This window comes from Colwellia sp. F1 (genome assembly GCF_056238625.1).
In genome coordinates this window covers 197825-222062 of record NZ_JBWDLI010000001.1, presented here as the reverse complement: position 1 = coordinate 222062, position 24238 = coordinate 197825, and the positions used below count along the sequence as shown (strand labels likewise).

The 24238-nt window shown below is 38.8% G+C and carries 21 protein-coding genes; 16 read left to right on the top strand and 5 right to left on the bottom strand.

Annotated elements, in window-relative coordinates; translation table 11 throughout:
* The first annotated feature begins 26 nt into the window (after nucleotides 1-26).
* The 10 genes from AC0UA9_RS01055 to AC0UA9_RS01010 all read left to right on the top strand — a co-directional run bounded on the left by AC0UA9_RS01055 (nucleotide 27) and on the right by AC0UA9_RS01010 (nucleotide 11840).
* Complete coding sequence (locus tag AC0UA9_RS01055; protein ID WP_475656162.1) at nucleotides 27-1385, top strand: replication-associated recombination protein A; 1359 nt, start codon at nucleotides 27-29, stop codon at nucleotides 1383-1385.
* 25 nt (nucleotides 1386-1410) lie between these two features.
* The gene (gene crcB / locus AC0UA9_RS01050; protein ID WP_475655847.1) at nucleotides 1411-1812 is read left to right on the top strand and encodes a fluoride efflux transporter CrcB; all 402 of its coding nucleotides are present in this window, start codon (nucleotides 1411-1413) and stop codon (nucleotides 1810-1812) included.
* Between the two features lie 66 nt (nucleotides 1813-1878).
* The gene (gene serS / locus AC0UA9_RS01045) at nucleotides 1879-3159 is read left to right on the top strand and encodes a serine--tRNA ligase (protein ID WP_475655846.1); all 1281 of its coding nucleotides are present in this window, start codon (nucleotides 1879-1881) and stop codon (nucleotides 3157-3159) included.
* Between the two features lie 285 nt (nucleotides 3160-3444).
* Entirely contained in the window at nucleotides 3445-3864 is a 420-nt protein-coding gene (locus AC0UA9_RS01040; protein ID WP_475655845.1) for a TlpA family protein disulfide reductase, read from the top strand.
* Nucleotides 3865-3969: 105 nt separating this feature from the next.
* Nucleotides 3970-5112 (top strand): M14 family metallopeptidase, encoded by a 1143-nt coding sequence (locus tag AC0UA9_RS01035; protein ID WP_475655844.1) that lies wholly within the window; start codon nucleotides 3970-3972, stop codon nucleotides 5110-5112.
* A 140-nt stretch (nucleotides 5113-5252) separates the two neighbouring features.
* On the top strand, nucleotides 5253-6761 hold the full coding sequence (locus tag AC0UA9_RS01030) for an alanine/glycine:cation symporter family protein (protein WP_475655843.1): 1509 nt from the start codon (nucleotides 5253-5255) through the stop codon (nucleotides 6759-6761).
* Between the two features lie 105 nt (nucleotides 6762-6866).
* Nucleotides 6867-7193: a zinc ribbon domain-containing protein gene (locus AC0UA9_RS01025; RefSeq protein ID WP_475655842.1), complete on the top strand. Its 327-nt coding sequence runs from the start codon at nucleotides 6867-6869 to the stop codon at nucleotides 7191-7193.
* 12 nt (nucleotides 7194-7205) lie between these two features.
* Complete coding sequence (locus tag AC0UA9_RS01020) at nucleotides 7206-7544, top strand: YeaC family protein (protein ID WP_475655841.1); 339 nt, start codon at nucleotides 7206-7208, stop codon at nucleotides 7542-7544.
* A gap of 74 nt (nucleotides 7545-7618) precedes the next feature.
* Complete coding sequence (locus tag AC0UA9_RS01015) at nucleotides 7619-10663, top strand: DUF349 domain-containing protein (RefSeq protein ID WP_475655840.1); 3045 nt, start codon at nucleotides 7619-7621, stop codon at nucleotides 10661-10663.
* Nucleotides 10664-10853: 190 nt separating this feature from the next.
* Nucleotides 10854-11840, top strand: a complete 987-nt coding sequence (locus tag AC0UA9_RS01010) for a transposase (RefSeq protein WP_475655839.1) — start codon at nucleotides 10854-10856, stop codon at nucleotides 11838-11840.
* Between the two features lie 270 nt (nucleotides 11841-12110).
* On the opposite strand, the gene ansA is transcribed toward AC0UA9_RS01010, so the two are convergent.
* Entirely contained in the window at nucleotides 12111-13130 is a 1020-nt protein-coding gene (gene ansA, locus AC0UA9_RS01005) for an asparaginase (RefSeq protein ID WP_475655838.1), read from the bottom strand.
* A gap of 2 nt (nucleotides 13131-13132) precedes the next feature.
* Nucleotides 13133-15040 (bottom strand): signal peptide peptidase SppA, encoded by a 1908-nt coding sequence (sppA, locus tag AC0UA9_RS01000; protein WP_475655837.1) that lies wholly within the window; start codon nucleotides 15038-15040, stop codon nucleotides 13133-13135.
* Between the two features lie 155 nt (nucleotides 15041-15195).
* Between sppA and AC0UA9_RS00995 the strand changes: the two genes are divergently transcribed.
* Complete coding sequence (locus AC0UA9_RS00995; protein ID WP_475655836.1) at nucleotides 15196-15759, top strand: NAD(P)H nitroreductase; 564 nt, start codon at nucleotides 15196-15198, stop codon at nucleotides 15757-15759.
* Nucleotides 15760-15873: 114 nt separating this feature from the next.
* Here the strand turns inward: AC0UA9_RS00995 and asnS are convergent, their stop codons facing one another.
* On the bottom strand, nucleotides 15874-17274 hold the full coding sequence (asnS, locus tag AC0UA9_RS00990; RefSeq protein WP_475655835.1) for an asparagine--tRNA ligase: 1401 nt from the start codon (nucleotides 17272-17274) through the stop codon (nucleotides 15874-15876).
* A gap of 159 nt (nucleotides 17275-17433) precedes the next feature.
* On the opposite strand from asnS, the gene AC0UA9_RS00985 reads away from it, so the two are divergent.
* The gene (locus AC0UA9_RS00985) at nucleotides 17434-17850 is read left to right on the top strand and encodes a hypothetical protein (RefSeq protein WP_475655834.1); all 417 of its coding nucleotides are present in this window, start codon (nucleotides 17434-17436) and stop codon (nucleotides 17848-17850) included.
* A gap of 35 nt (nucleotides 17851-17885) precedes the next feature.
* Here AC0UA9_RS00985 and AC0UA9_RS00980 read toward each other — a convergent pair whose 3' ends face one another.
* Complete coding sequence (locus tag AC0UA9_RS00980; RefSeq protein WP_475655833.1) at nucleotides 17886-19274, bottom strand: aminotransferase class III-fold pyridoxal phosphate-dependent enzyme; 1389 nt, start codon at nucleotides 19272-19274, stop codon at nucleotides 17886-17888.
* 89 nt (nucleotides 19275-19363) lie between these two features.
* Here AC0UA9_RS00980 and bioB point away from each other — a divergent pair, with 89 nt between their 5' ends.
* The 4 genes from bioB to bioD all read left to right on the top strand — a co-directional run bounded on the left by bioB (nucleotide 19364) and on the right by bioD (nucleotide 23310).
* Complete coding sequence (gene bioB / locus AC0UA9_RS00975) at nucleotides 19364-20437, top strand: biotin synthase BioB (RefSeq protein ID WP_475655832.1); 1074 nt, start codon at nucleotides 19364-19366, stop codon at nucleotides 20435-20437.
* A 20-nt stretch (nucleotides 20438-20457) separates the two neighbouring features.
* The gene (locus tag AC0UA9_RS00970; RefSeq protein WP_475655831.1) at nucleotides 20458-21714 is read left to right on the top strand and encodes an aminotransferase class I/II-fold pyridoxal phosphate-dependent enzyme; all 1257 of its coding nucleotides are present in this window, start codon (nucleotides 20458-20460) and stop codon (nucleotides 21712-21714) included.
* The gene (gene bioC, locus AC0UA9_RS00965; RefSeq protein WP_475655830.1) at nucleotides 21715-22512 is read left to right on the top strand and encodes a malonyl-ACP O-methyltransferase BioC; all 798 of its coding nucleotides are present in this window, start codon (nucleotides 21715-21717) and stop codon (nucleotides 22510-22512) included.
* A 78-nt stretch (nucleotides 22513-22590) separates the two neighbouring features.
* Nucleotides 22591-23310, top strand: coding sequence for a dethiobiotin synthase (bioD, locus tag AC0UA9_RS00960; RefSeq protein WP_475655829.1), 720 nt, complete (start codon nucleotides 22591-22593; stop codon nucleotides 23308-23310).
* A 105-nt stretch (nucleotides 23311-23415) separates the two neighbouring features.
* On the opposite strand, the gene AC0UA9_RS00955 is transcribed toward bioD, so the two are convergent.
* Nucleotides 23416-23844, bottom strand: coding sequence for a type II toxin-antitoxin system HicB family antitoxin (locus AC0UA9_RS00955; protein WP_475655828.1), 429 nt, complete (start codon nucleotides 23842-23844; stop codon nucleotides 23416-23418).
* Nucleotides 23845-24238 lie beyond the last annotated feature (394 nt).

The window sequence follows — 24238 nt, the reverse complement described above, 5'->3', positions numbered from 1 at the left end:
CACACTCAGCGCCACTTGCGGCAAAAATGCGCCCAAAAAGCTTAACAGACTATGTTGGTCAGCAGCATATTTTAGGCGAAGACTCACCACTACGACAAAGCATTGAACAAGGCCATTGCCATTCACTTATCTTTTGGGGGCCTCCGGGCAGTGGTAAAACAACCTTAGCAGAAATTATTGCCACCCATGTTAACGCGACCGTGATCAGACTGTCTGCGGTCACGTCAGGCATTAAAGAGATTCGCCTGGCCATTGAGCAAGCCAAAGTTAATGCGAGTAAGTCAAGCAGTAGCGCCGCACAAGCGTTAGCGAAAGACAGTAAAACGGTGTTGTTTGTAGACGAAGTACACCGCTTTAATAAATCACAACAAGATGCTTTTTTGCCTTTTATTGAGGACGGCACCATTATTTTTATTGGGGCGACCACAGAAAACCCAGCGTTTGAACTAAATCAGGCTATTTTATCGCGCGTGCGTGTTTATACGTTAAAAAAACTTACCATGGATGAGTTGTCTCAGGTGCTAACAAGAGCAATCACCTTGGTTTCAACTGAGCATAATATCAACATAGTAATTGATAGCGACGCTAAAAAAAGCTTGCTGAATCGAAGCGATGGCGATGCCAGACGGCTACTAAACTTATTAGAAAATTGCCTTGATAGCCAAACAGCCTTTAAGACAGAGCAAGAGCACAGCATTACTATTACGGTAGAGCTCATAGCACAAGTTGCAGGCAGTAAAATAGCCTTGTATGACAAAGGCGGTGATGCTTTTTATGATTTAATAAGCGCCTTTCATAAGTCGGTACGAGGCTCTGATCCCAATGCCGCACTTTACTGGTATGCTAGAATTTTAACTGGGGGTGGCGATGCGCTTTATGTTGCGAGGCGCTTATTAGCCATTGCCAGTGAAGATATAGGTAATGCCGACCCTCGCGCTATGCAATTAGCCATTAATGCATGGGATACTTTTCATCGCGTTGGCCCCAGTGAAGGCGAAAGAGCAATTGCACAAGCCGCTGTTTATATGGCTTTAGCGCCTAAAAGTAACGCTGTTTATATGGCTTTTAGTCAGGCAAAAGTATTAGCCGAGCAAACATCGAATTTAGACGTGCCAGCGCATTTGAAAAACTCAACGAGTGGTATTACTAAAAACTTAGGCCACGGGGTTGATTACCGATACGCCCATAATGAAGTCAATGCTTTTGCCGCAGGTGAAAATTATTTCCCTGAAGCGCTAGCGCAGGCAAACTCACAAGGAAATGGATATAATACCAACCTTTACCAGCCGAGCGACCGCGGTTTGGAAAAACAGTTAAAAGAAAAGCTCGACTATTTAAACCAACTTAACCTACAAAGTAATGAACAACGCTATGCGTTGTTTTAATGAACCGCACTAAGCAGATGCTTTTATGAATAACACCATCAGTAATGTTACGCTTTATGCCTTTGTTGCGCTAGGTGGTGCCTGCGGGGCTAGTTTGCGCTTTTATCTTTCACAATTAGTGCTAAATTGGCTAGGGAAGGGCTTTCCTTTTGCCACATTGATGGTTAATATCATCGGCTCATTTTTTATGGGTTTATTATACCAATTAATAGAGCATAATATTTTAGATATCAATATCCATAGAACCTTACTAGGTATTGGTTTTTTAGGTGCATTTACCACCTTTTCAACATTTTCATTAGACTCCTTATTGTTAATTCAACAAGGGGACTTAACCAAAGCGGCTATTAATATTTTATTAAATGTTTCGCTTTGTATAGCTGCTGCTGCTTTAGGGCTTTATTTAGTCACAGCAATAGCCAAATAATAGAACAATAACCGATTTATTTTTAATCTTAATTTTACTTTTAAACCAGAAATAACGTGAATTATTATGCTTGATGCCAAACAACTTAGAACAGACCTAGACAATATTGCTGCACAGTTAGCAAAACGTGATTTTACCCTTGATACAGCAACACTAAATGCGTTAGAAGAACAACGTAAAGCGATTCAAGTAAAAACACAAGATTTACAAAATGAGCGTAACACACGTTCAAAGTCTATTGGCCAAGCAAAAGCGCGTGGTGAAGACATAGCGCCATTACTCGCTGCTGTTAGCCAATTAGGTGATGATTTAGACGCAGCAAAAGCAGAGCAAGATGAAGTGCTGGCCAAAATTAATGATATTGCCAGTGCAATTCCTAACTTATTAGACGAGTCGGTACCGGAAGGAAAAGACGAAGATGATAACGTTGAAGTTAAACGCTGGGGCACCCCGCGTGAGTTTGATTTTGAAGTAAAAGACCATGTTGATTTAGGCTATTCAGCTGACAAAGGCTTAGATTTTGAAAGCGGCGCAAAACTCGCAGGCACACGTTTTGTGGTTATGCGTGGTAAAATTGCCAAATTACACCGCGCATTAGCGCAGTTTATGCTGGATATCCACACAGAAGAGCATGGCTATCAAGAAATGTATGTGCCCTACTTGGTCAATGCTAATTCTTTATATGGTACTGGCCAACTACCCAAATTTGGCGAAGACCTATTTCATACTGACTTGTCAGGTAAAAACTTCTCATTAATCCCAACGTCAGAAGTTCCATTAACTAATATGTATCGCGATGAAATTGTTGATGAAGCAGATTTACCAATAAAAATGACAGCGCACACGCCGTGTTTTCGCAGTGAAGCAGGCTCAGGCGGCCGTGATATACGTGGCCTTATTCGTCAGCACCAGTTCGACAAAGTTGAAATGGTACAGTTGGTAAAGCCTGAAAACTCCTTTGCCGCCTTAGATGAATTAACCGGCCATGCCGAAGCGATTCTAGAAAAGCTTGAATTACCTTACCGTACTATGGTTTTATGTAGTGGAGATGTTGGTTTTAGTGCCACCAAAACCTTTGATTTAGAAGTGTGGTTACCGGCTCAAAACACCTACCGAGAAATTTCTTCTTGTTCAAACATGGGGGCATTTCAAGCGCGTCGAATGCAAGCACGTTTTCGTAATAGTGACACCAATAAGCCTGAATTATTACACACCTTAAATGGCTCAGGTTTAGCGGTAGGCCGCACGTTAGTGGCTGTGCTAGAAAACTACCAGCAAGCTGATGGGAGTATTGATATTCCAACCGTATTACAACCGTACATGAATGGTTTAACAAATATCAGTTAATCAATGCGTTACTCGCCGCTCTCTGTTTAAGGCAAGCTCTATAACAGAGAGCAGCGTGTGCTAACTTGCCTAGTAATTTATTGTTAAAAGTGTGTAAGTCGCTCTTTGTTCTTACCATTGTCATAATTTATTACAGTATCCGTGCAATAAATTTGTCATAGTCAGGTCTTCTACTGTACAACTCCTTAATATAGCCTACATTACGCTATGCTTCGCAGCTTTGTTCTTCAAGTTTTGATCGTTATTGTTATTTTTCATGCGGTTTCCTTCGTACGAGAAACCAGCATGTTGTCGTCTGACACGAAAGTATCAACAACAGGAGCGTTATTATTTACGCAAGTACCTACTGTAGTAGGTGACACTGTTTCATTAAATGCACAGGGGAAAAAAACGGTGATCTACTTTTTTGCTCCTTGGTGTCAAATTTGCCATATGAGCATTGGCAATTTACAAGCATTATATGAAAAAAACGAGCACCTTGACGTGATTGCTGTCGCACTTGACTACAGCAGTACCAGCGAGGTACTAGACTTTACCAAACAACACCAATTAACCTTTCCAATAGCATTGGGTAATAACGACATAAAGCAAGCTTTTTCAATCTCTGCTTACCCCAGTTATTATATTTTTAGCGAAGAAAATACGGTTATTGGTAAATCTTTAGGATATTCTTCAGAACTTGGGCTTTATTTAAGATCTCTTTAGTAACATTATAGTTAAATGAGGTATGTTTGTGTACACTGTTTCCTTACTCTTTAATCCATGCCATGTAAGCAGTTATTGGTATGAAAGAAAAAGGCACTTTATATTATGCAAATATCTGACAACTTTGATAGCGGTAATATCCGTGTAATTGACGCTACTGACATCAAGAACATTCAATTAGAAATAAAGCACGATAACCAGTCTGAATTTTTTCAATGGTTCCATTTTAAATTACAAACGGATGCCACCTCAAACAGTGCACGACAAGCGCATGTTATTCACCTTACTAACGCAGGCAAAGCCGCATATGTAGACGGCTGGCAAGACTATCAAGCTGTAGCCTCGTATGATCGCGACCACTGGTTCCGTGTACCTACTACGTTCGACGGTGACAAGCTCACTATCACCTTAACGCCTGAGTACGACGCAGTTTATTTTGCCTATTTTTCACCTTATAGCTATGAACGTCATCAAGACTTGTTACACAATGCTCAAATGGCTATTGATTGCCAACTACAAGTATTAGGCCAAACACTTGACGCAAGAGATATTAGCTTATTAAAAGTAGGCGAAGAGGGTGAAGGCAAGCCCGTTGTTTGGTTAACGGCTCGACAACACCCAGGGGAAACTATGGCAGAATGGTTTATTGAAGGTTTACTTGACCGCCTACTTGATGAAGATGATGGTGTTGCACGTGCATTATTAAATAAAGCAGTGTTTTATATCGTCCCTAACATGAACCCAGACGGTAGTGTGCGCGGGCACCTTCGTACCAATGCCGTTGGCACAAATTTAAATCGTGAATGGCTAGAACCTTCGATGGAACGTAGCCCTGAAGTGTATTTAGTACGTGAAAAAATGCTTGAAACAGGCGTTGATATGTTTTTAGATATTCATGGCGATGAAGCTTTACCAGTAAACTTTGTTGCTGGTTGTGAAGGCGTAGTTAATTATGATGAGCGTCATAAAGCACTTGAAGATAAGTTTAAAAGTATTCTATTATCAATCACACCAGAGTTTCAAGATGATCGCGGTTATGACAAAGACGAACCTGGTCAAGCGGACCCTACAGTAGGGACCAACTGGGTTGGAAATCAGTTTAAATGTTTAGCGTACACAGTTGAAATGCCCTTTAAAGATAATGATTTATTGCCCGACTATAGTATGGGTTGGTCTGATATTCGAAGCAGTTTATTGGGACGAGACTTTTTAACAGGTATATTCCATATTATTGATGACCTAAGATAAAATATCACTGTAAACCCTAGGTTAATCGCAGTAAGTTATGGCCTACAACTAGCGTTTTATTACGGAGGCAGCGTAATAAAACGTATAAAAATATGCAGAGTAATTAAACGATAAAATAACAATAAAAAGAGGGCGTTTACGTGGAAAATATAATTAATACCATTAACGGATATATTTGGAGTAGTGCGCTAATTTACTTGTGCTTAGGTGCAGGTTTGTTCTTTAGTGTGTTAACACGTTTTGTTCAACTAAGGCAATTTTCTGAGATGTGGCGCTTATTAATGTCAGGCAAAAGCTCAGCACAGGGTATTTCGTCTTTTCAAGCACTTGCTGTTTCTTTGTCTGGGCGTGTTGGCGCAGGTAATATTGCCGGTGTTGCTGCTGCAATTGGTTTTGGCGGACCTGGCGCTGTTTTTTGGATGTGGGTAGTGGCCTTCTTTGGCGCGGCAACGGCGTATATTGAATCAACCAACGCTCAAATTTATAAAGAAGAGCACGACGGAAAATATTATGGCGGGCCCGCTTATTACATTGAAAAGGCTATGGGGCAAAAATGGTATGCTTGGATTTTCGCTGTTGCCACAATTCTCGCCACTGGTGTGCTTTTACCTACGGTGCAGTCTAATACCATTGGCTCTGCAATAGAGCAAGTATTTTCAGACGCAGGTAGCATTGACACCGCTATTGGTGTTATTAGTTATGCCAAACTCTATACTGCCACTGTTATTGTTTTATTACTCGGGTTTATTATTTTTGGCGGAATTAAACGGATCGCAAACTTTGCTCAAGTGGCCGTACCCTTTATGGCTTTAGCGTATATTTTAATTTCATTAATCATTATCGCCTTAAATATTACTGCATTACCTAATGCCTTTATGCTGATTATCACCGATGCTTTTAGCCCCATGGCTGGTTTTGGTGCTGCTATTGGCTGGGGCGTTAAACGGGGAGTTTATTCAAATGAAGCAGGTCAAGGAACTGGCCCACATGCTGCTGCCGCTGCAGAAGTAGAGCACCCAGCACAACAAGGTTTGGTGCAATCATTTTCTGTTTATATTGACACGTTGTTTATTTGTTCAGCGACCGCCTTTATGATTATTATCACAGGTGCTTATAACGTACATGGCGTTGGTGATACATTTATTGTACAAAATATTGCTGGAGACCTTGCCGCTAGCGGGCCTGAATTTACTCAAGCCGCTGTTGAAAGTGTTTTTACAGGAGTAGGTAAGCCATTTGTTGCGTTAGCACTGTTTTTCTTCGCTTTTACCACCATTTTGGCTTATTACTTTATTGCTGAAAACAATATCTATTACATTAAACGTACTTTTAAACTACCAGGCGCGCTATTTATATTGAAGTCAGTTATTATCATTGCTGCTTTTTACGGTACGATAAAAGCCGCTAATATTGCTTGGGCGCTTGGTGATATTGGCGTTGGCTTAATGGCTTGGTTAAATATCATAGGGATAATTATTATTTTCTTTATGTCTAAACCCGCTATTAAAGCGTTAAAAGATTATGAAGCGCAGCAAAAAGCCAACGTTAAAACATACACTTTTGATCCTCAAAAGTTAGGGATAAAAAATGCCACCTTCTGGGAGGAGCGGCTGAATAAGTCTAAGAATAACGACATAAATATGCCTTAATGCAACATATATAGTGATTCTGTTAAAAAACGTCTGTACAGACGTTTTTTTTCAACGCAAAAGAGGTAGAATATAAGTAAAATTATTCCACAGAAGTTTATCAAAATGGCAGTCATCAATTGTCCTCAATGTAAAAAGAAAATTTCAGATAAAGCAAAGGAATGTAGTCACTGTGGCTTATCTTTACAAGCATTAGACAGTGAGAAAATAGCAAACATAAATCGTGTTAATCGAATTAATAAAGCCCAACGACTTATGAATTATTCCTTTATTGCCATGCTATTATTTTGCGGTGGCTTCTTATTTATGTTCTGGGATAATGTAGAAGAAGGCACTTGGCAGCATACCTTAGCAATGGCCAGTACCGTGATTGGTTTTATTATGTATTTAATTATCCGAGTAAAACTACTCTTTTTTAAACGAAAAAAATAACACGAGTCAACTATGAACTTACAAGATACTATTGAACATATGCCAGAGGCTATGTATTTGCGCTTGAAGTGTGCAGCAGAAACAGGCAAGTGGCCAGAAGGAACCCCAGTAGATCAAGCCCAACGTGATACTGCATTACAATTAATAATGGCTTACCAAGCGCGTCACCTTAATAGTGATGAAATGTTAACCATTGGCAGTGATGGGCAAATGGTGCATAAAAACAAGGTTCAATTAAAAGCAGGCTTTACCACTGCCGCTAAAGATAAGCCAACAACACCATGTGTTAAGCCCGATGCAGACAATGAAAAAAATACTCAGAGTAATATTGCTCATTTTACCAACCTATAATAATCACAACCCTATTTTTTAAAGTTCATACAAGAAAAATAGGGGGGTTATTTATCAGCGAAACGTGATCTCCCATGATTTTCAATTTCTTTAAAAGTAAAAATAACTGGCAACATAAAGACAGTAATGTTCGTATTGCGGCAATAAATGAAGAACTAACTACGGATAACAAAGACAATGTAACTACTTTGTTATCGCTGCTCAATGAAGATAATAGCGAATTAGTTCGTCGCGCAGCGCTCATAAAACTTAACAGCTTTGACCATTACCTCAACGCCAGCATCACAAATAATAATAAAAATGTCCGAGAGTTTGCTGTTAGCCAAGTACAAGATATTTTAGCCGATAACCATAAAATTAAATTATCTATCAACGAAAAACTTACCTTATTAACTCAAGTTACTGAGCAAGTTACTGAGACACCCATAATAACTGCTGAACCAAAAACAGAAATTACCGAAACAGCCAGCCCAAAGACAGAAGTTGTTAATGAAGTTGTTAAGACACCCATAATAAATTGGGGACAAGTTATCGACACAGCCATGCTAAGTTATTGGCTTGATCATGAAAATGACCCAACATTAGTACTTAAACTGTTTGAAATACTGGCTAAAAAAAGAAACATTGGCCAATTTTTCTTACAAGTATTTACTAAAAAGCAAACTGCTGATGTTCAAAGATCATTACTTTCACTAGAATTAAATATCTTGCAAGATGCATCGCTACTAGTGAAACTGGCTAAAAGGTCAGTGAATGAAGAAATAAACAGCATAATTGATGAACGTTTAACACAATTAACGTTAGCAAAAGAAAAACCAAAGAAGCTGCTTAAACAAATGCAGCTGATACTTTCAAAACTATTAGCCTTAAAAGAACAGTCTGATTACGGCCACTATCAAAAGAGTAAGTTAGCTTTGCTTGCACAATGGCAAGAAAATGAAGTAGATTTAAACTGTTTAACAGAAGAAGAACAACAAAACTTAGTATATAAGTATCATAAAATCATTGAACAACTAACGCATATTTTTGCTCCAAAAGAAGAAGCTTATCAGCAAGCAAAAATAGCAGAAAAACTGGCAGAAGATAAATCATTAGCCAAGGCTAAATTTAACCAAGTAATTACCCAGTTAAATCAAGAAATATCCACAGCTGTTTTTGAGGGAGATCTCTTAGCTAATTCCTCTGAGGCGGTTTTGCTTAACCAGCAAGAATTCTCTAATACACTGAATCAACTTAATGCTAACATTACCAATAGTGTATTAAATAAAGTGGAGCAAGCTGACTTCTTACATCAGTCGTCACAATTGGCACAGCGTTTAACACAATTACCTCAAATAGCAGAATCAGTAAGTGAAGCGACTCAACTTATTTCACACATCTCTCAACTCGCTTTGCCAAGTTCATTACATGAGTTGAATGATCGGCAAAAAACATTTAATGATTGGGTAACCCGCTATAAAGCTGTAAATAAAAAAGCATGTGGCGTGTTGCCACAGTCAATTGTTGATGCCCATGAAGAAATTACACGCACATGGGAAGATGGCTTAAAGCCCTTGCAAAAGGAGCAAAAACAATTATTTGCTCAAACCAAGAAAAAACTAAGTGACTTAAAACGCCTTTTGGCTAGTGGTAAATATAAAGTTTGTTTTGGATTATTTAAAGGGGTTAACCAAGCAATTACTTTATTGTCAAATAAGCAACTGCAGCGGTTACAGCGAGATCTTGATATGGTTACTGAACAAATGGCAGAGATAAGTGATTGGGAACATTATATTGCAACACCTCGTAAACAAGAGTTACTAGCAGAAATTAATGCCTTAGTCACCACCCCTTTAGATGACCCTAATGCACAAGCAGATAAGGTAAAACAGTATAGAAAAGTATGGAATTCTTTAGGGCATGCTGAGGAAGACATTGATAAGGAATTGAATAGTCAATTCAATCTTGCGTGTGAACAGGCCTTTGCTCCTTGCCGTTTATATTATGCAGAACAAGAAAAAATGAGGGCATTACATTTAGTTACCCGAAACAACATATTAGAGCAAGCACGGCTTTTAGCTGAGCAAACAATCGCTGAATCTGATGATAACGCGTCGGTAGATTTTAAAGCACTTGATAAAAAGCTGAATAATTTACAACAACGCTGGCAGCAAGCTGGTGAGGTGGATAGAGAAGAATATCAAAAATTATTTAAACAATTTAAAAACACCCTTCAGCCAATTAAAAATTTAATTAAAAACTATCATGATGCGAATGCCACTAAAAAACAGTTATTGATTGCTCAGGCAGAGCAAGCATTAGCTGCTGATGATAATTATCAAGCAATTATCCAGGTTAAAAAATTACAACAACAGTGGCGAGAAATTGGTTTTGCCGGCGCTCACCAAGAGTCTAAATTATGGCAAAAGTTTAGAACGATTAATGACCAAGTTTTTGCTAAGCGTGAGCAAGTGAAGTCTGAGCAAAAATTTGAGTTAGCGCAAATGGCACAAGAGTATAGCCAAGCACTCGCCAATATTAGCGCTAGGGTTAATGCAAGTAAAGATGACTACCAGACGGTTTTAGTTGAAAAACCTAGCTTGATCAAGGCTAAAGAGCAAGCAGAGCAGTTGTTAAGTCAAGTTATTGCTAACAAGCCTGTTATTAAGTCTGTTGCTAATGAGATAGAGTTATTTATAAAACAGCTTAATTCAACTTTAGCTGAAATAAATGCTGAGGCAGCAAATAAAAATTGGCGTAATTTATTCTTGTTACTCGAGAAAATGGCTCAACCAGAGCCTGTCTTTTCAGCAGAAAATATCTCTAGTGTTGAAGAATATAAAGATCTAACCAGTTTTTGGCAAAAACGTTTAACGGAACATTGCCTAATTAAAACTCAGGCTAACGCAGACACGCGTAAACACAAAACATTAGAGCTAGAAATTTTAGCGCAAGTAGAATCGCCAAAAGCATTAGCGACGGAGCGAATGGCGGTACAAGTTAAATTGATGCAAGAGCAAATGCAATCATCTGAAGTTATAGATTTACAACAGCGTCTAGTTGACTGGTTACGTTTAGGAACACTAGAGGCTTCAGATCTAGCCTTACTTTCCCGTTTAAAAAAGGTTTTTATTTCTTGAGTCAAACGATCAATAGAAAGACACCCATATAGATAGGAAAGATAGGAAGACACCCATAGATAGGAAGACACCCATGTTAATTTGATGGGTGTCTTAATTAGAACAGCTTATCATCTTATTTTATAAAAACTTGCTTAAATAGTATTATAGGCTAGGCTTAGGTTAGGAAATAAATCAAAGGATTGATGTCATGCCACAACCTCGAAGTCGCCAAATTAGTCTAACCGATACCCCTTTTTACCATTGTGTTTCCCGATGTGTACGCCATTCTTTTCTGTGCGGATTTGATAGCCATTCACGCCGTAGCTACGAACATCGCCGAGGGTGGGTTGAACAACGGTTACTATATTTATCGTCAGTTTTTGCTATAGATATTTGCGCTTATGCAGTGATGAGCAATCATGTTCATGCTGTATTACACATAAATATAAAGCTAGCAAAAAGTTGGTCTGATAAACAAGTTGTACAACGTTGGCACCGCTTACATAAAGGCACATTGCTGACACAAATGTTTATTAACGGCAACCCTTTAAACCGCTCTCAACAGCTAACATTAAACGACACAATAACCGAATACCGTAGACGTTTACAGGACATCAGCTGGTTTATGCGTAGCTTAAATGAGTACATTGCTAGAGCAGCTAATAAAGAAGATCAATGTACCGGACGATTCTGGGAAGGACGCTTTAAATCACAAGCTTTGTTAGATGAAGCGGCGGTAATTGCTTGCATGGCCTATGTTGACTTAAACCCAATACGAGCCAAATTAGCCAGCAGCCTAGAGAAGTCAAAGCATACTAGTATAGCAAAACGGTTGGAATCAATTAACAAACCCAATATAGGAACTTCAGTTTTAATGCCTTTTGGCGGTAATCACAATAAAAAACTTGAAAGAGGCATATCTTTTTCAGTTAAGGATTACTGTGAATTAGTTGATATGACGGGAAGGATCATTAGAAATGATAAGGCAGGCCACATAGACCAGCAACAAAAGCCTTTATTGAAGAAGTTAGGTTTATCAGAAAAACAATGGATAACGTTAACAACAACGTTTGAAAAACATTTTTACTATGCTGCGGGCTCAGAAATTATGATGAATCAATTTAAAACACATACAGGCCATCAACGCATTCGAGGTATAGTTAAAGCAAAATTACTCTTGAGTATTGTAAAATAAACCTGCGAATACATGTTAAAACCACAGCACTCTTAATTAATGTGAAGCTGCTTTAGAGCGTGCCCATTCACTAATTTTTCCTCATAAATTACTATAAAAATCCTGAAAAAGCTGATTTTTGATCATTCTTGCACCTAAAAATATAAGTCACTCAGTTATTTATTTCAAAAATTTAATAACATTTATGGCTGTCTTCATAAGAGGCCTTAATAAATACTAGTTATTGTAATGGCTGTCTTAATTAAAATATGGGTGGCTCAATAGCTGGGGTTAGGCGGTTAGCTCGCCGCGTAAGTTCGTTTTCATTAAATGGCATATCTCATCATAAGATAACGGTTGGCTAAGCAAGTAATGTAGTTTGGTTAAGGTTGCTTCTAAAGTCATATCATACCCGCTGATAACGCCTGTTTGGCTAAGGGAGTTTCCTGTGGCATAGCCCGACATATTAACCGTGCCTTTAATGCATTGGCTGCAATTGATCACCACAATTTCTTGCTCTTTCGCTTTGGTTAAACAAGCGAGGAGTGCAGGGTCTTGTGGTGCATTACCTACGCCATAACTTCGAATAATAAGTGCTTTTACAGGTTGTCGAATGGCGTTGTCGATAACATTACTACTAATACCAGGGTATAAATGTACAACCCCAATGGGCTGTGGTGTTATATCGCGAACTATTACTGCGGGTGCGCTAGCATGGTCTTTACAGACTTTGCCCGCAATAACGTTAATATTAATACCCGCTTCAAGCAAGGGGGGCATGTTGGGTGAGTCAAAAGCATTAAAACCATCGGCATAAGCTTTGATCGAGCGATTACCTCGGTAGAGTTTATTATTAAAAAATAATCCTACCTCGTTAATAGGGTAGTTAGCGGCAATATATAGAGAATTCAATACATTGACCTGGCCATCAGAGCGTAACTCACTTAGCGGAATTTGTGAGCCTGTGACAATAATAGGCTTGCTTAAATTTTCAAACATAAAAGACAAAGCTGAGCTGGTATATGCCATGGTATCTGTGCCATGCAATACGATAAAACCGTCATAATGGTCGTAATTACGCTTGATATCATCAGCAATATGCTGCCAATCACTTGGCGCCATATTGGATGAGTCGATTAACGGATGATATTCATTAATTGTAAATGACGGCATTTCGTCCCGATAAAATTCAGGTAATGCATTAATAGAATCAGTTAAGTGGCTCTTAACAGGAATAAAGCCTTGCTTACTTTTTTTCATACCGATAGTGCCGCCTGTATAGGCGACATAAATATTTTTCTTTTTTAGCATAATTACTGCACACTACAAACCAAACATAAAGAGTATATTCCTTGCGGATCATTAAATTGGTTCATCTTAGTTATTTCATTTTTTAATTGAGCAATGAACGTTGTCATGGGTTTAGCATGAACACTGTGAGAAGTGCTTAAGTCACTATCACTAGACAAATAAGTATTAGCAAACACAAGTGATTTTGCTTCCCCCAACATTTTTTGAATCAACTTGTGACGGTCTGAAATTTCTTTTTCAATTAACAAGGTATCATATTGTTCGAGCTTAGCTAAATTAGCTGCTGCAGCAATAGCGTCGTTTAAATTACCTAACTCATCAACCAAGCCTATTTCTTTTGCTTTTTTACCTGACCAAACACGGCCTTGTGCAATAGCATCCACCTGCGCTAAGGTCATGTTTCTGTTTTCAGCAACCAAGGTAATAAAATCGTGGTAGCCTTTATTAATACTCAGCTGGAATAATTTAGACATCCCTGGTGTTAACGGTTGGGTAGGACCAAAACCTGATATATCGGTTGTACCTACGCCATCAGTATATATACCAACCTCACTCAGTGAGTCTTCGAAGGTCATCATCATACCAAAAATACCAATAGAGCCCGTGATGGTAGAAGCGGAAGCATATATTTTATCAGCAGGTGCTGAAATCCAATAGCCACCCGACGCAGCATAAGTGCCCATAGAAGCGACGACCGGTTTCCCAGCAGCTTTTAATAATTCAACTTCTTGACGAATAATTTCAGAAGCAAATGCGCTCCCTCCTGGGCTGTCAACACGTAACACTACCGCTTTCACTTTATCATTTGTACGTGCTTTACGTAATAGTTTTGCTGTTGAGTCACCACCGATAGACCCTGGCTTTTGCGTACCGTCTAAAATAGTACCTTTAGCAACAATTATGGCGACTTGATCAGAGGAAGACATATTTATACTGTTACTTAACGCTTTGTTGGTTTTCATTACCGTTAAATAATCGTTAAAGTTTATCTGGTTGAAGCTATCTCCAGTTTTATTTTTACCCACTATTTCAATTAATTTTTCACGCATTTGTGTACGTGTTTTTAATTGATCAACCCATTGGTTTGACAATGCGTAATCAGCAAAACTACCCTTAACATTTTCAATTTTTGTTACTAAATCATTAATGCTTTCATCAAAGTTATCAATGTTAAAACCTCTTTGTTCAGCAACATCACTCTTATATTGGCTCCATAAATCATTTAACCATAACTGATTTGCTTGCTTTGCTTCATCAGACATATCATCGCGTATAAAGGGTTCAACTGCTGATTTAAAAGTACCAACACGAAAAATATGTTGATTAACTGATAACTTTTCTAGTGCCGATTTAAAGTACATGTTATATCGGCCATAGCCTTCAATTAACATAAAACCTTGAGGGTTCAACCAAATTTTGTCTGCATAACTCGCTAGGTAATATTGGTTTTGTGTGTATTGGTCACCTAAAGCAATAATTTTCTTGCCGGCGCTTTTAAAATCAACTAGCGCTTGACCAACGTCTTTGAGTTTGGTTAACCCTGCTGAGCCTAAACCTTGTAACTGCAGTACTAATATTTGTACCCGATCATCATTTTTGGCTTGTGCAATCACCTGAAGAATATCGGCAAGTAAAATTTCTGGTTTTTCTTCTTTTTCGCCTATTGCTTCAACTAGTAAAGCATCAAAAGGGTTAACCTCATGTTTTTGCTCAACAATATCACCTGTTAGGTTTAATACCAAGGCTGTATTTTCAGGCACAATAAGTTGTTCTGAATCACTGCTTAACATGGCTATAAAACCAACAAAAAAAATAATAAAAATTAAATTTAAAACAATTGAGCGAGTGAAAGTGAATATTCGCCAAAAAGTTGAGAAAATACGTTTAAAGAAAGTACGTAATGCGTTCATAAAATTTTATTCAAAATAAGTTTAATAGATTGACATATACTACCTCAATCGAATAATAAATTAATCACTAGATTGTAAATAAATGGTTTTTAAATTGTTTATAAACAAATCGTCGTTATACTAGACCTTACCACTTATTTTACTTATGTATTTTTATGACAGGCATTGAATTACTTTTACAACGTCAATCTAACCCACTTGTTACAGCACCAGCACCTGATAAGCAAGCCCTTGAAAAAATTCTAGCGGCAGGTATGCGTGTGCCTGACCATGCTTGTTTGAGACCATGGCATTTTACCGTAGTAACAGGCGAGGGCTTACAGCGTTTAAGTGATCTTTTTGTTGCTAGTAGTGACCCACAAACAGCAAATATTGAAAAAATAACTAAAATGCCATTTCGAGCGCCGATGATTATTGTGGTTAGTGCTGAATTTACTCAGCACGACAAGGTACCTAAGCAAGAGCAATTAATTACCGCAGGCTGTAGTGTTCATGCAATGCAAATGGCGGCGTTTACCTTGGGGTATGGTGCTATGTGGCGTACAGGAGACTTTGCTTATAATAATAAAGTGAAGCAGGGGTTAGGCGTAAGTGAGCAAGGGGAAATTGTTGGCTTTTTATATATTGGCACGCCCTGTAAAACGCAAGCGCTTAAAGCAAGTAAAAGTTTTACCGACAAAGTGAGTTATTGGCACGAGAAAAATGCGGTGAATGAGTAACGATTACGAAGGTATGCAATTTCACTTGCATTTTATTGTAATATAAATGACAAACTACACCAGTTAGCCTAAAGAAGTAGTGACCTTTTTAGGCTAACTGGTATTAATAACAACTTAGAATGTTGCGTTGTTGGGTGTTCTTGGGAAAGGGATCACGTCACGTACGTTTTGCATACCTGTAGCATAAGCGACTAAACGTTCAAAACCTAAGCCAAAACCTGAGTGTGGCACCGTGCCGTAACGACGAAGATCACGATACCAACCATAATCATCAGCGTCTAAGTTCATTTCTTCTAAGCGACTATCAAGTACGTCAAGACGTTCCTCACGTTGACTCCCACCTATAATTTCGCCAATACCTGGTGCTAAAATGTCCATCGCAGCAACAGTTTTACCGTCATCATTTAAACGCATGTAAAAAGACTTAATGTCTTTAGGGTAGTTTTGTAAAACAACAGGTCCGTTAAAGTGCTCTTCGGCTAAGAAGCGCTCGTGCTCAGAGTTTAAATCAACCCCCCAAGAAACTGGGTTTTCAAATTTTCTACCGCAGTTTTCTAAAATAGTAATCGCTTCAGTGTAATCAAGGCGAACAAACTCAGTATTAATAACCGAGTTTAGGCGCTCAATGACAGTTTTATCAACACGCTGTTGAAAGAAGGCCATATCATCAGGACGCTCTTCAAGCACCGCACTTAACACGTACTTAAGCATTTCTTCAGCTAAATCAGCTGCGTCAGATAAGTTAGCAAAAGCAATTTCTGGCTCTACCATCCAAAACTCAGCTAAGTGACGAGAAGTATTAGAGTTTTCAGCTCTAAATGTGGGGCCAAATGTGTATACTTTTGATAACGCGTTACAATAAGTTTCTACGTTTAATTGCCCAGATACTGTTAAAAAAGTCTCTTTGCCAAAAAAATCTTGGTTGTAATCAACGGTGCCAGCATCATTACGTGGCAAGTTTTCCATGTCTAAGGTACTAACTCGAAACATCTCGCCAGCGCCTTCACAATCACTACCGGTTATAAGTGGAGTACTAATCCAGAAGTAACCTTTGTTGTGCAAGAATCTATGGATGGCTTGCGCTAAACAGTTACGAACACGTGTTACGGCACCACCAATATTAGTACGGGCACGTAAATGAGCGTGCTCGCGTAAATATTCCATGCTGTGTCTTTTCGCTGCCATTGGGTAAGTGTCAGGGTCCTCTACAAAACCAAGTACTTCGACAGACGTTGCTTGCACTTCAAAAGACTGGCCTTTACCCATAGACTCCACTAATACGCCGGTAACTTTTACTGCGCAACCAGTTGTTAACTTAAGTACGTCTGCTTGATAATTACTAAGATCACTGGGTACAATAGCTTGAATAGCATCAAAGCATGAACCGTCATGAATAGCTAAAAAAGAAATACCGGCTTTTGAATCACGGCGTGTTCTAATCCAACCATGTACGGTGATAGTTTCATCAACAGGGTATTTACCTGCTAATACATCAGTAATTGCTATGACTGACATGTAGTGACCTCTTATATTTTATGTTTAAGACTATTTAATGCGAGAAGGTTTTCAGAATTTTTTAAGGGGGATATGTTACCGTGACTATTATCTTTCACAAGTAAAAATTGCTAAATTATTTAACTATTCTCTATAAAAAGTGAAAAAAGAATTATAACGATGGAAAAAGTGCCAGATACAAGCAAAATAGCGCAAACGCCATTAGCGCAAGAGCGAAGAAAATCTACCGATTTTTGGGTTTATTTAGCGCGCCTCTTAACGTTTGCAAGTTGGCTAGCATTTTGGTTTGCTATTATTTTCTCTTATTTTGCTGCGCCAGAAACAAATTATGGTGTTTTACGCTATCATGATATTGATGTTAGGCAGTTTTGGCTCACACCATTGACTGGGTATTTATACCTTGTTATTTGGTTTAGTGCCGCCGCCATTTATGCTGTTATCCTTATTAATAAATACCGTGCGAGAAGACAATGTGACAATAGCCACTACAGCGCCTATTTTTTACTTTGCATGAACCTGTTTTGGTTGTCGGTTATTTTACATCATGTCTTAACAATGGCGAACATCATAACTTAATGGCTTAACCCACTTAAAATTGGCTTAACAACAAACTAGCCCTCAAAACAATCGTCTTCTTTTAATACTGTTGCTATGGCAGTTACCAGTAATGATAACTGTGTTGGCTTGATAATTAACGGGGGAATAATATAAATGAGCGAGCCAAAAGGGCGGATCCATACACCTAATTCAACAAAACGCTTTTGAATAACGCCAACGTTCACTGTTTGTTTGCATTCAACTGCGCCAATAGAGCCAAGTACACGGGCGTCTTTTACTCGGCTATGGGATTTTAGCGGCAATAACAATGTGCGTAATTGTTGTTCAATCTCGCTGACTTGTTGCTGCCACTTATTTTCAAATAATAAATCGATACTGGCATTGGCAACAGCGCAGGCTAAAGCATTCCCCATGTAAGTAGGGCCATGCATAAAGCATCCTGCTTCTCCAGCACTAATGGTTTGTGCTATTTCATCACTGCAAAGAGTGGCTGCTAGTGTGATATAACCGCCAGTGAGCGTTTTGCCTAAGCACATAATATCAGGGCTGATGTCAGCCCATTCACAAGCAAAAAGTTTACCGGTACGGCCAAATCCTGTGGCTATTTCATCAACAATCAATAATACATTATATTGATCGCACAATATTCTACAGGCTTTTAAATATTCAGGGTGATAAAAGCGCATACCGCCAGTCCCCTGAACGATTGGCTCTATAATAAAGGCTGCAAGTTGGTGATGGTGTTGTGCAAATAAGTTGGCAAGTGCCTCTACGTCAGTCGGTTGCCATTGCTCACCAAACCTTATTGTAGGGGCAGGTGCAAATATATGCTTCATTAACACTTTATCGAAAATTTGATGCATACCCGTAATAGGGTCACAAACCGACATCGCGGCGAAAGTATCACCATGGTAACCATTACGAACTGTTAATAGTTTTGTTTTATTTTTAAGTTTATTATGATGGGTGTCTTTATTATATTCATGGGTGTCTTTACTATTATTTTTACTATTTTCTTGGCTTTGCCCCTTGCTTTGCCAATACTGTAGCGCCATTTTTATCGCGACTTCTACACTAACAGAACCTGAATCTGACAAAAATACTTTATCTAAACCTTCTGGTGTTAGTAGTGTTAGCTTTTTACATAACTCAATAGCGCTGGAATGGGTTAAACCGCCAAACATCACATGAGACATTTTTGTCGACTGCGCTAACAAGGCGGCATTTAATTTAGGATGATTATAACCATGTAATACAGACCACCATGAAGACATGCCATCAACAAGCGAGGCCCCACTGGCCAGGTGAATATGTACTCCATTAGCACTGTCAACTAAATAGGTGGGTAAAGGCGACGACATAGAAGTATACGGGTGCCATACATGCTTTTTATCAAAGGCTAATAAACTAGAATGGCTTGTTTTTGTTTGTTTAGTGATCATATGTAAACCAAGTGCGCTGCAGGTCGTTGACATCAAAATTATGGTCGCTAGACTACCTGCTTCCTAAATCATATGCAAACGAGTTTTCTATGTCACAAGCTGTTTTTAATTCAACGTCTCAGTCTAATAATAATGTGCGCCATCATTGGACTATAGCAGAAGTTCAAGCGTTATTTGCACTACCTTTTAACGATTTAATGTTTCAAGCCCAGAGCATTCATCGCCAAAATTTTAATGCTAATGAAGTGCAGGTTAGCACTTTATTATCAATAAAAACAGGGGCTTGCCCAGAAGATTGCAAATACTGCTCACAAAGCGCTCGCAATAAAACAGATTTAGAAAAAGAACGCTTACTCGAAGTTGAAAAAGTGCTAGAAGCGGCGGCAAAAGCTAAAGCTATGGGCTCAACTCGTTTTTGCATGGGCGCGGCCTGGCGTAATCCAAAAGCACGTGATATGCCGGTAGTGCTAGACATGATCAAAGGAGTGAAAGCACTAGGGCTTGAGTCTTGTATGACCTTAGGCATGTTAGATAAACATCAAGCACAGCAGTTACAAGATGCGGGTTTAGATTATTACAACCATAACCTCGATACCTCACCAGAGCATTATAACCAAATCATTACAACACGGACCTATCAAGATCGATTAGACACATTGGATCATGTTCGTGATGCAGGTATGAAAGTTTGCAGCGGCGGTATTGTCGGGTTAGGAGAAAGTGCGGTTGACCGGTGTTCGCTCTTAGTACAATTGGCTAACTTAGCACAACAACCTGAAAGTGTACCGATTAATATGTTGGTTAAAGTTGCTGGAACACCGTTAGAGAATGTAGACGACTTAGATAACTTTGATTTTATCCGCTGTATCGCGGTGGCACGTATTATGATGCCTAAATCGCATGTGCGTTTATCAGCAGGGCGTTCTGAAATGAATGAACAAATGCAATCGTTATGTTTTCTTGCGGGGGCTAACTCAATATTTTATGGCTGTAAATTACTCACCACCGAAAACCCAGAAACGGATCTAGACACACAGCTTTTTAAAAAGCTGGGCATTAATACAGAAACCATTGTGGATGAAAGTGCTATACATGACCAAGCATTAAAAACATCATTAATGAATGAACAACACAAAGACTTATTTTATAATGCTGCTCATTAAGTTGTAATAAGAACATACTCATGGCATTTGAATTTACTCAAGACAAGTTAGCGAGACAAAAATCACAGTCTCGTTACCGACAACGCATTTGTACACAACCCATAAAAACAGAAGGTATAGGGCACTCAGCCAAAATACGGGTTGAGGGGAAAGAGTATATAAACTTTTCTTCAAATGATTATTTAGGGCTTAACGGCGATAAAAGAATTAACCAAGCCATGCAAGAGGGCGTTGCTAAATTTGGTATATGCGCGAGCTCATCGAGTTTGTTGACAGGGTTTAATTATGCTCACCAAGCATTAGAAGAGACTATTTGTCAGTGGTTAAACAAACCTAAATGCTTGTTGTTCTCCAGTGGCTTTGCGGCCAATGTGGCGTTATTTCAAACGCTTAGTCAAACACCGGATAAAAAAAATAACGCGCAAGCTGGTTTAAGTTTACAGCAACAACAATGTTACTTTTTGCTTGATAAACTTTCTCACGCCTCTATGATTGACGGCGCTTTTACTAGTAAAGCTAAAGTGAAGCGCTTTGCTCACAATGATATGCGCCAACTGTCGAGGCTATTAGCATTAAATAATGCATCAGAAACTCGGTCTGTCATGACATTAAGTCACCTACTGATCGCTTCGGAAGGCATTTTTAGTATGGACGGTGACCAAGCCGACCTCAAACAACTTGCACAGCTAGCGTCACAGTATAATGCTTGGCTTTATCTAGATGATGCGCACAGTATTGGTGTGATTGGCGAGCAGGGAAAAGGCAGTGCAGCTTTGTTAAATACAGTGGCAAATAAAAAAATACCACCTACTATTATCATGGCAACCTTAGGTAAAGCTATTGCAACCAGTGGTGCTTTTTTAGCCTGTGATGAAAGTTTACATGACTATCTCGTTAATTTTGCTCGACACTATATCTATTCAACGGCAATTTCACCGGCAATTGCTTGGGCAACAATTAAGAGTATTGAACTTATTCAGCGTGAACAATGGCGCCGAGATAAAATTATTGAACTGAGTCATTTGTTAATCAGTAAACTAAACGATAACATTAAAATAGTTCCTTCTAATTCATCTATTCATGCCATTATTATTGGTGATGAAGCAAAGGCATTAACGGTGAGTGAACAATTAAAAAAACAGGGTGTTTGGCTAGCGGCTATTCGCCCACCAACAGTTCCCATGGGTAGTTCTAGGTTACGCGTAACCATATGCGCTAACCATAACGTTAATGATATCATTACATTAGCAGAAAACTTAAATAAGGCATTGAGTTAGATGGCGATAACAACAACACATCGTACAAATCAAATTAAAATAGCAAAAAGCTTTAGCTCTGCTAGTAAATCTTATGATGTATCGGCCAGGTTGCAGCGTTTTTCAGGGAAACACTTAATGCCATGGCTACCGAATAAAAATAATTTAACCGTACTGGATTTAGGCGCAGGCACTGGTTTTTTTACTGACTTGTTAGCCAGCTCTTATCAGCAAGTAATCGGGTTAGATTTTTCTAAAAAAATGCTGCAGTTTGCACAAAACTGCCGAAACAAAAAAATAGTTTGGCTTGAAGCCGATGCTTATAAAATTCCCCTTCAAGATGAAAGTGTTGACTTTATTTATTCTAATTTAGTGATCCAATGGTTTGAACCACTTGATATAGCAGTAGAAGAAATGCTGAGGGTATTAAAGCCTGGTGGTCTTATTATATTTACTACTTTGGTCAATGGAACATTACACGAACTTAAAGCATCGTGGAGCAAAGTTGACGATGATCAGCATGTTATTGACTTTAAAAACCAAGCGCAATTAGCAGAACATTTCACTACAGCAAACTCCAAACTATTAGAGCATAAGTGCCAAGACATCGTTCTTGAATACCAAAATGTTATTCACTTAGCACGTGAGCTAAAAGGCTTGGGAGCGAACCACCTACCAAAGAAAAAAAACCGTGGCTTGTCGGGTAAAGACAAATGGTTTGCTATGACCGAGCACTACAAAGATTTTCTTGAGCCTAATAATGTTTATCCGGCGACATACTGCTTGTATTCTGGTTTAGCCGTTAAATTAAATAGCTAGTTTTTGGTGGTAATAAGCACCTGAAAAGTAAACTAAATTAAGCAATACGATAAGAAACCAAGGCAAGAGCAAAATAGAATGATGAATTACTTTATTACCGCAACCGACACCGATGCCGGTAAAACTTTTGTCGCGTGTGCGCTAACACAAGCGTTAATTAATACCGGTAGAAAAGTGGCTGTTTATAAACCCGTTGCTGCTGGTTGCCAACAACTAAACAATCGCTTAATTAATGAAGACGCTAAGTTACTCACTGAGTTTGCCAATGCGGGTCAACAAATTAATGAAGTGAACCCTATTGCCTTGGCTGATGCTATAGCACCACATATTGCAGCGGCGCGTGTTGGTGAAAATATTTCGCTCAATAGCATCATACAAGGTTATCAGCAAGTGTTGGCGTTAAAGTCTGATGTTAATATAACCGAAGGCGCAGGGGGCTGGCGAGTACCACTAAGTATTCACCGACCTTCAGCCATTTTTTTATCTGACTTTGTCATTAACACCAGCCAAGACGTTATTCTTGTTGTTAATATGAAATTAGGTTGTTTAAACCATGCCTTGTTAACTTATCAAGCCATTATTGCTGATGGCTTGAACTGCATTGCATGGATTGCAAACAGCGCCAGTGAAATAGTAATGCCCAACCTAGAGGAGAACATTGCCAGTCTTGCGCAACTGCTTCCTATACCTAACATTGCTCAACTCTGCTTTTATCATGATAGCCAAATGACTTTCCACGATAAAATTAATGCGGCGGCAAAACTAATAAACTTATCACCGCTTAGTTTGCCTAACTAACCAATGACCTAGCCAGAGTAGTACCAGGCTACGCCAAAGCATCGATGTATCTTCTTCAGACTTCTTTAAGGCGTTGGCGTGGTTAATGGTTGCTTAACTGTTGGCTTAATTATTACTTTCTAATTCCACTAAGCAAGCACTGGCGATAAATCCTGATCGTGTTTTATAAGCGGAACTCTTGTTTACTCGTTCATCTATTTGTTTAATTAATAACTCAGGTAAGGTGACATTAATTTTTTGGCTTCTGCCTAAATACGCCGTTATATCAATATCAATAATTGCCCAGAAAGCTTGTGTGTAGGTATGCGGGTTGTCAATAGCATATTGCTGTCTAACGCTTTCGATAGTTGCTGCAGTTGGAATTTTTTCCCCGTACTCAGCTAGAATAGCTAAATGTGATTTTATACTTTCTCTTATATTTTCTAATCCCAAATCAATCGATTCTGCCTGAATACTACAGCCGGGTAGGTCAGGAGCTGTGATCTGGTATAACGCTGATTTTTGTGTTTTAGAAAAAACGATTGCGTATTTCATCTTTCACCTTTTATGCATTATAGGGTAGCTTACCAACAATACCTCCAGCACCCCTAAAGAGCAAGTTTAAAGTAACCCTGACAACTCTGTGCGACTCGATGATGGTAACCCTAGTAACTCTAAGTAATTGGCTTGTGGTAACTCTGATAACCCTAAAATTGCCGTGAGTGACTATTTACTACGTCCATTGGCCTTTTTAATCGGGTATTGTTAAATTTAGTCGGCATAACGAGAGGATAAGTAATTTGGCGAAAACCTTATTGAATGAATTAAATGAAGCCTATAACGCTAGGGTTATTATTGTCCGAGGTAAGTTGAAACATGACACGGTAAAACCAAGTATATATTAATGAATTAAATCCGTTAAAACAAAATTAATTGATACTATTGTTAA

Bases quoted from the DNA above. Each gene is read 5' to 3' on its own strand.
- AC0UA9_RS01055 (WP_475656162.1), top strand. From the start codon at position 27: ATGCGCCCAAAAAGCTTAACAGACTATGTTGGTCAGCAGCATATTTTA.
- crcB (WP_475655847.1), top strand. From the start codon at position 1,411: ATGAATAACACCATCAGTAATGTTACGCTTTATGCCTTTGTTGCGCTA.
- serS (WP_475655846.1), top strand. From the start codon at position 1,879: ATGCTTGATGCCAAACAACTTAGAACAGACCTAGACAATATTGCTGCA.
- AC0UA9_RS01040 (WP_475655845.1), top strand. From the start codon at position 3,445: ATGTTGTCGTCTGACACGAAAGTATCAACAACAGGAGCGTTATTATTT.
- AC0UA9_RS01035 (WP_475655844.1), top strand. From the start codon at position 3,970: ATGCAAATATCTGACAACTTTGATAGCGGTAATATCCGTGTAATTGAC.
- AC0UA9_RS01025 (WP_475655842.1), top strand. From the start codon at position 6,867: ATGGCAGTCATCAATTGTCCTCAATGTAAAAAGAAAATTTCAGATAAA.
- AC0UA9_RS01020 (WP_475655841.1), top strand. From the start codon at position 7,206: ATGAACTTACAAGATACTATTGAACATATGCCAGAGGCTATGTATTTG.
- AC0UA9_RS01015 (WP_475655840.1), top strand. From the start codon at position 7,619: ATGATTTTCAATTTCTTTAAAAGTAAAAATAACTGGCAACATAAAGAC.
- AC0UA9_RS01010 (WP_475655839.1), top strand. From the start codon at position 10,854: ATGCCACAACCTCGAAGTCGCCAAATTAGTCTAACCGATACCCCTTTT.
- ansA (WP_475655838.1), bottom strand. From the start codon at position 13,130: ATGCTAAAAAAGAAAAATATTTATGTCGCCTATACAGGCGGCACTATC.
- sppA (WP_475655837.1), bottom strand. From the start codon at position 15,040: ATGAACGCATTACGTACTTTCTTTAAACGTATTTTCTCAACTTTTTGG.
- AC0UA9_RS00995 (WP_475655836.1), top strand. From the start codon at position 15,196: ATGACAGGCATTGAATTACTTTTACAACGTCAATCTAACCCACTTGTT.
- asnS (WP_475655835.1), bottom strand. From the start codon at position 17,274: ATGTCAGTCATAGCAATTACTGATGTATTAGCAGGTAAATACCCTGTT.
- AC0UA9_RS00985 (WP_475655834.1), top strand. From the start codon at position 17,434: ATGGAAAAAGTGCCAGATACAAGCAAAATAGCGCAAACGCCATTAGCG.
- AC0UA9_RS00980 (WP_475655833.1), bottom strand. From the start codon at position 19,274: ATGATCACTAAACAAACAAAAACAAGCCATTCTAGTTTATTAGCCTTT.
- bioB (WP_475655832.1), top strand. From the start codon at position 19,364: ATGTCACAAGCTGTTTTTAATTCAACGTCTCAGTCTAATAATAATGTG.
- AC0UA9_RS00970 (WP_475655831.1), top strand. From the start codon at position 20,458: ATGGCATTTGAATTTACTCAAGACAAGTTAGCGAGACAAAAATCACAG.
- bioC (WP_475655830.1), top strand. From the start codon at position 21,715: ATGGCGATAACAACAACACATCGTACAAATCAAATTAAAATAGCAAAA.
- bioD (WP_475655829.1), top strand. From the start codon at position 22,591: ATGATGAATTACTTTATTACCGCAACCGACACCGATGCCGGTAAAACT.
- AC0UA9_RS00955 (WP_475655828.1), bottom strand. From the start codon at position 23,844: ATGAAATACGCAATCGTTTTTTCTAAAACACAAAAATCAGCGTTATAC.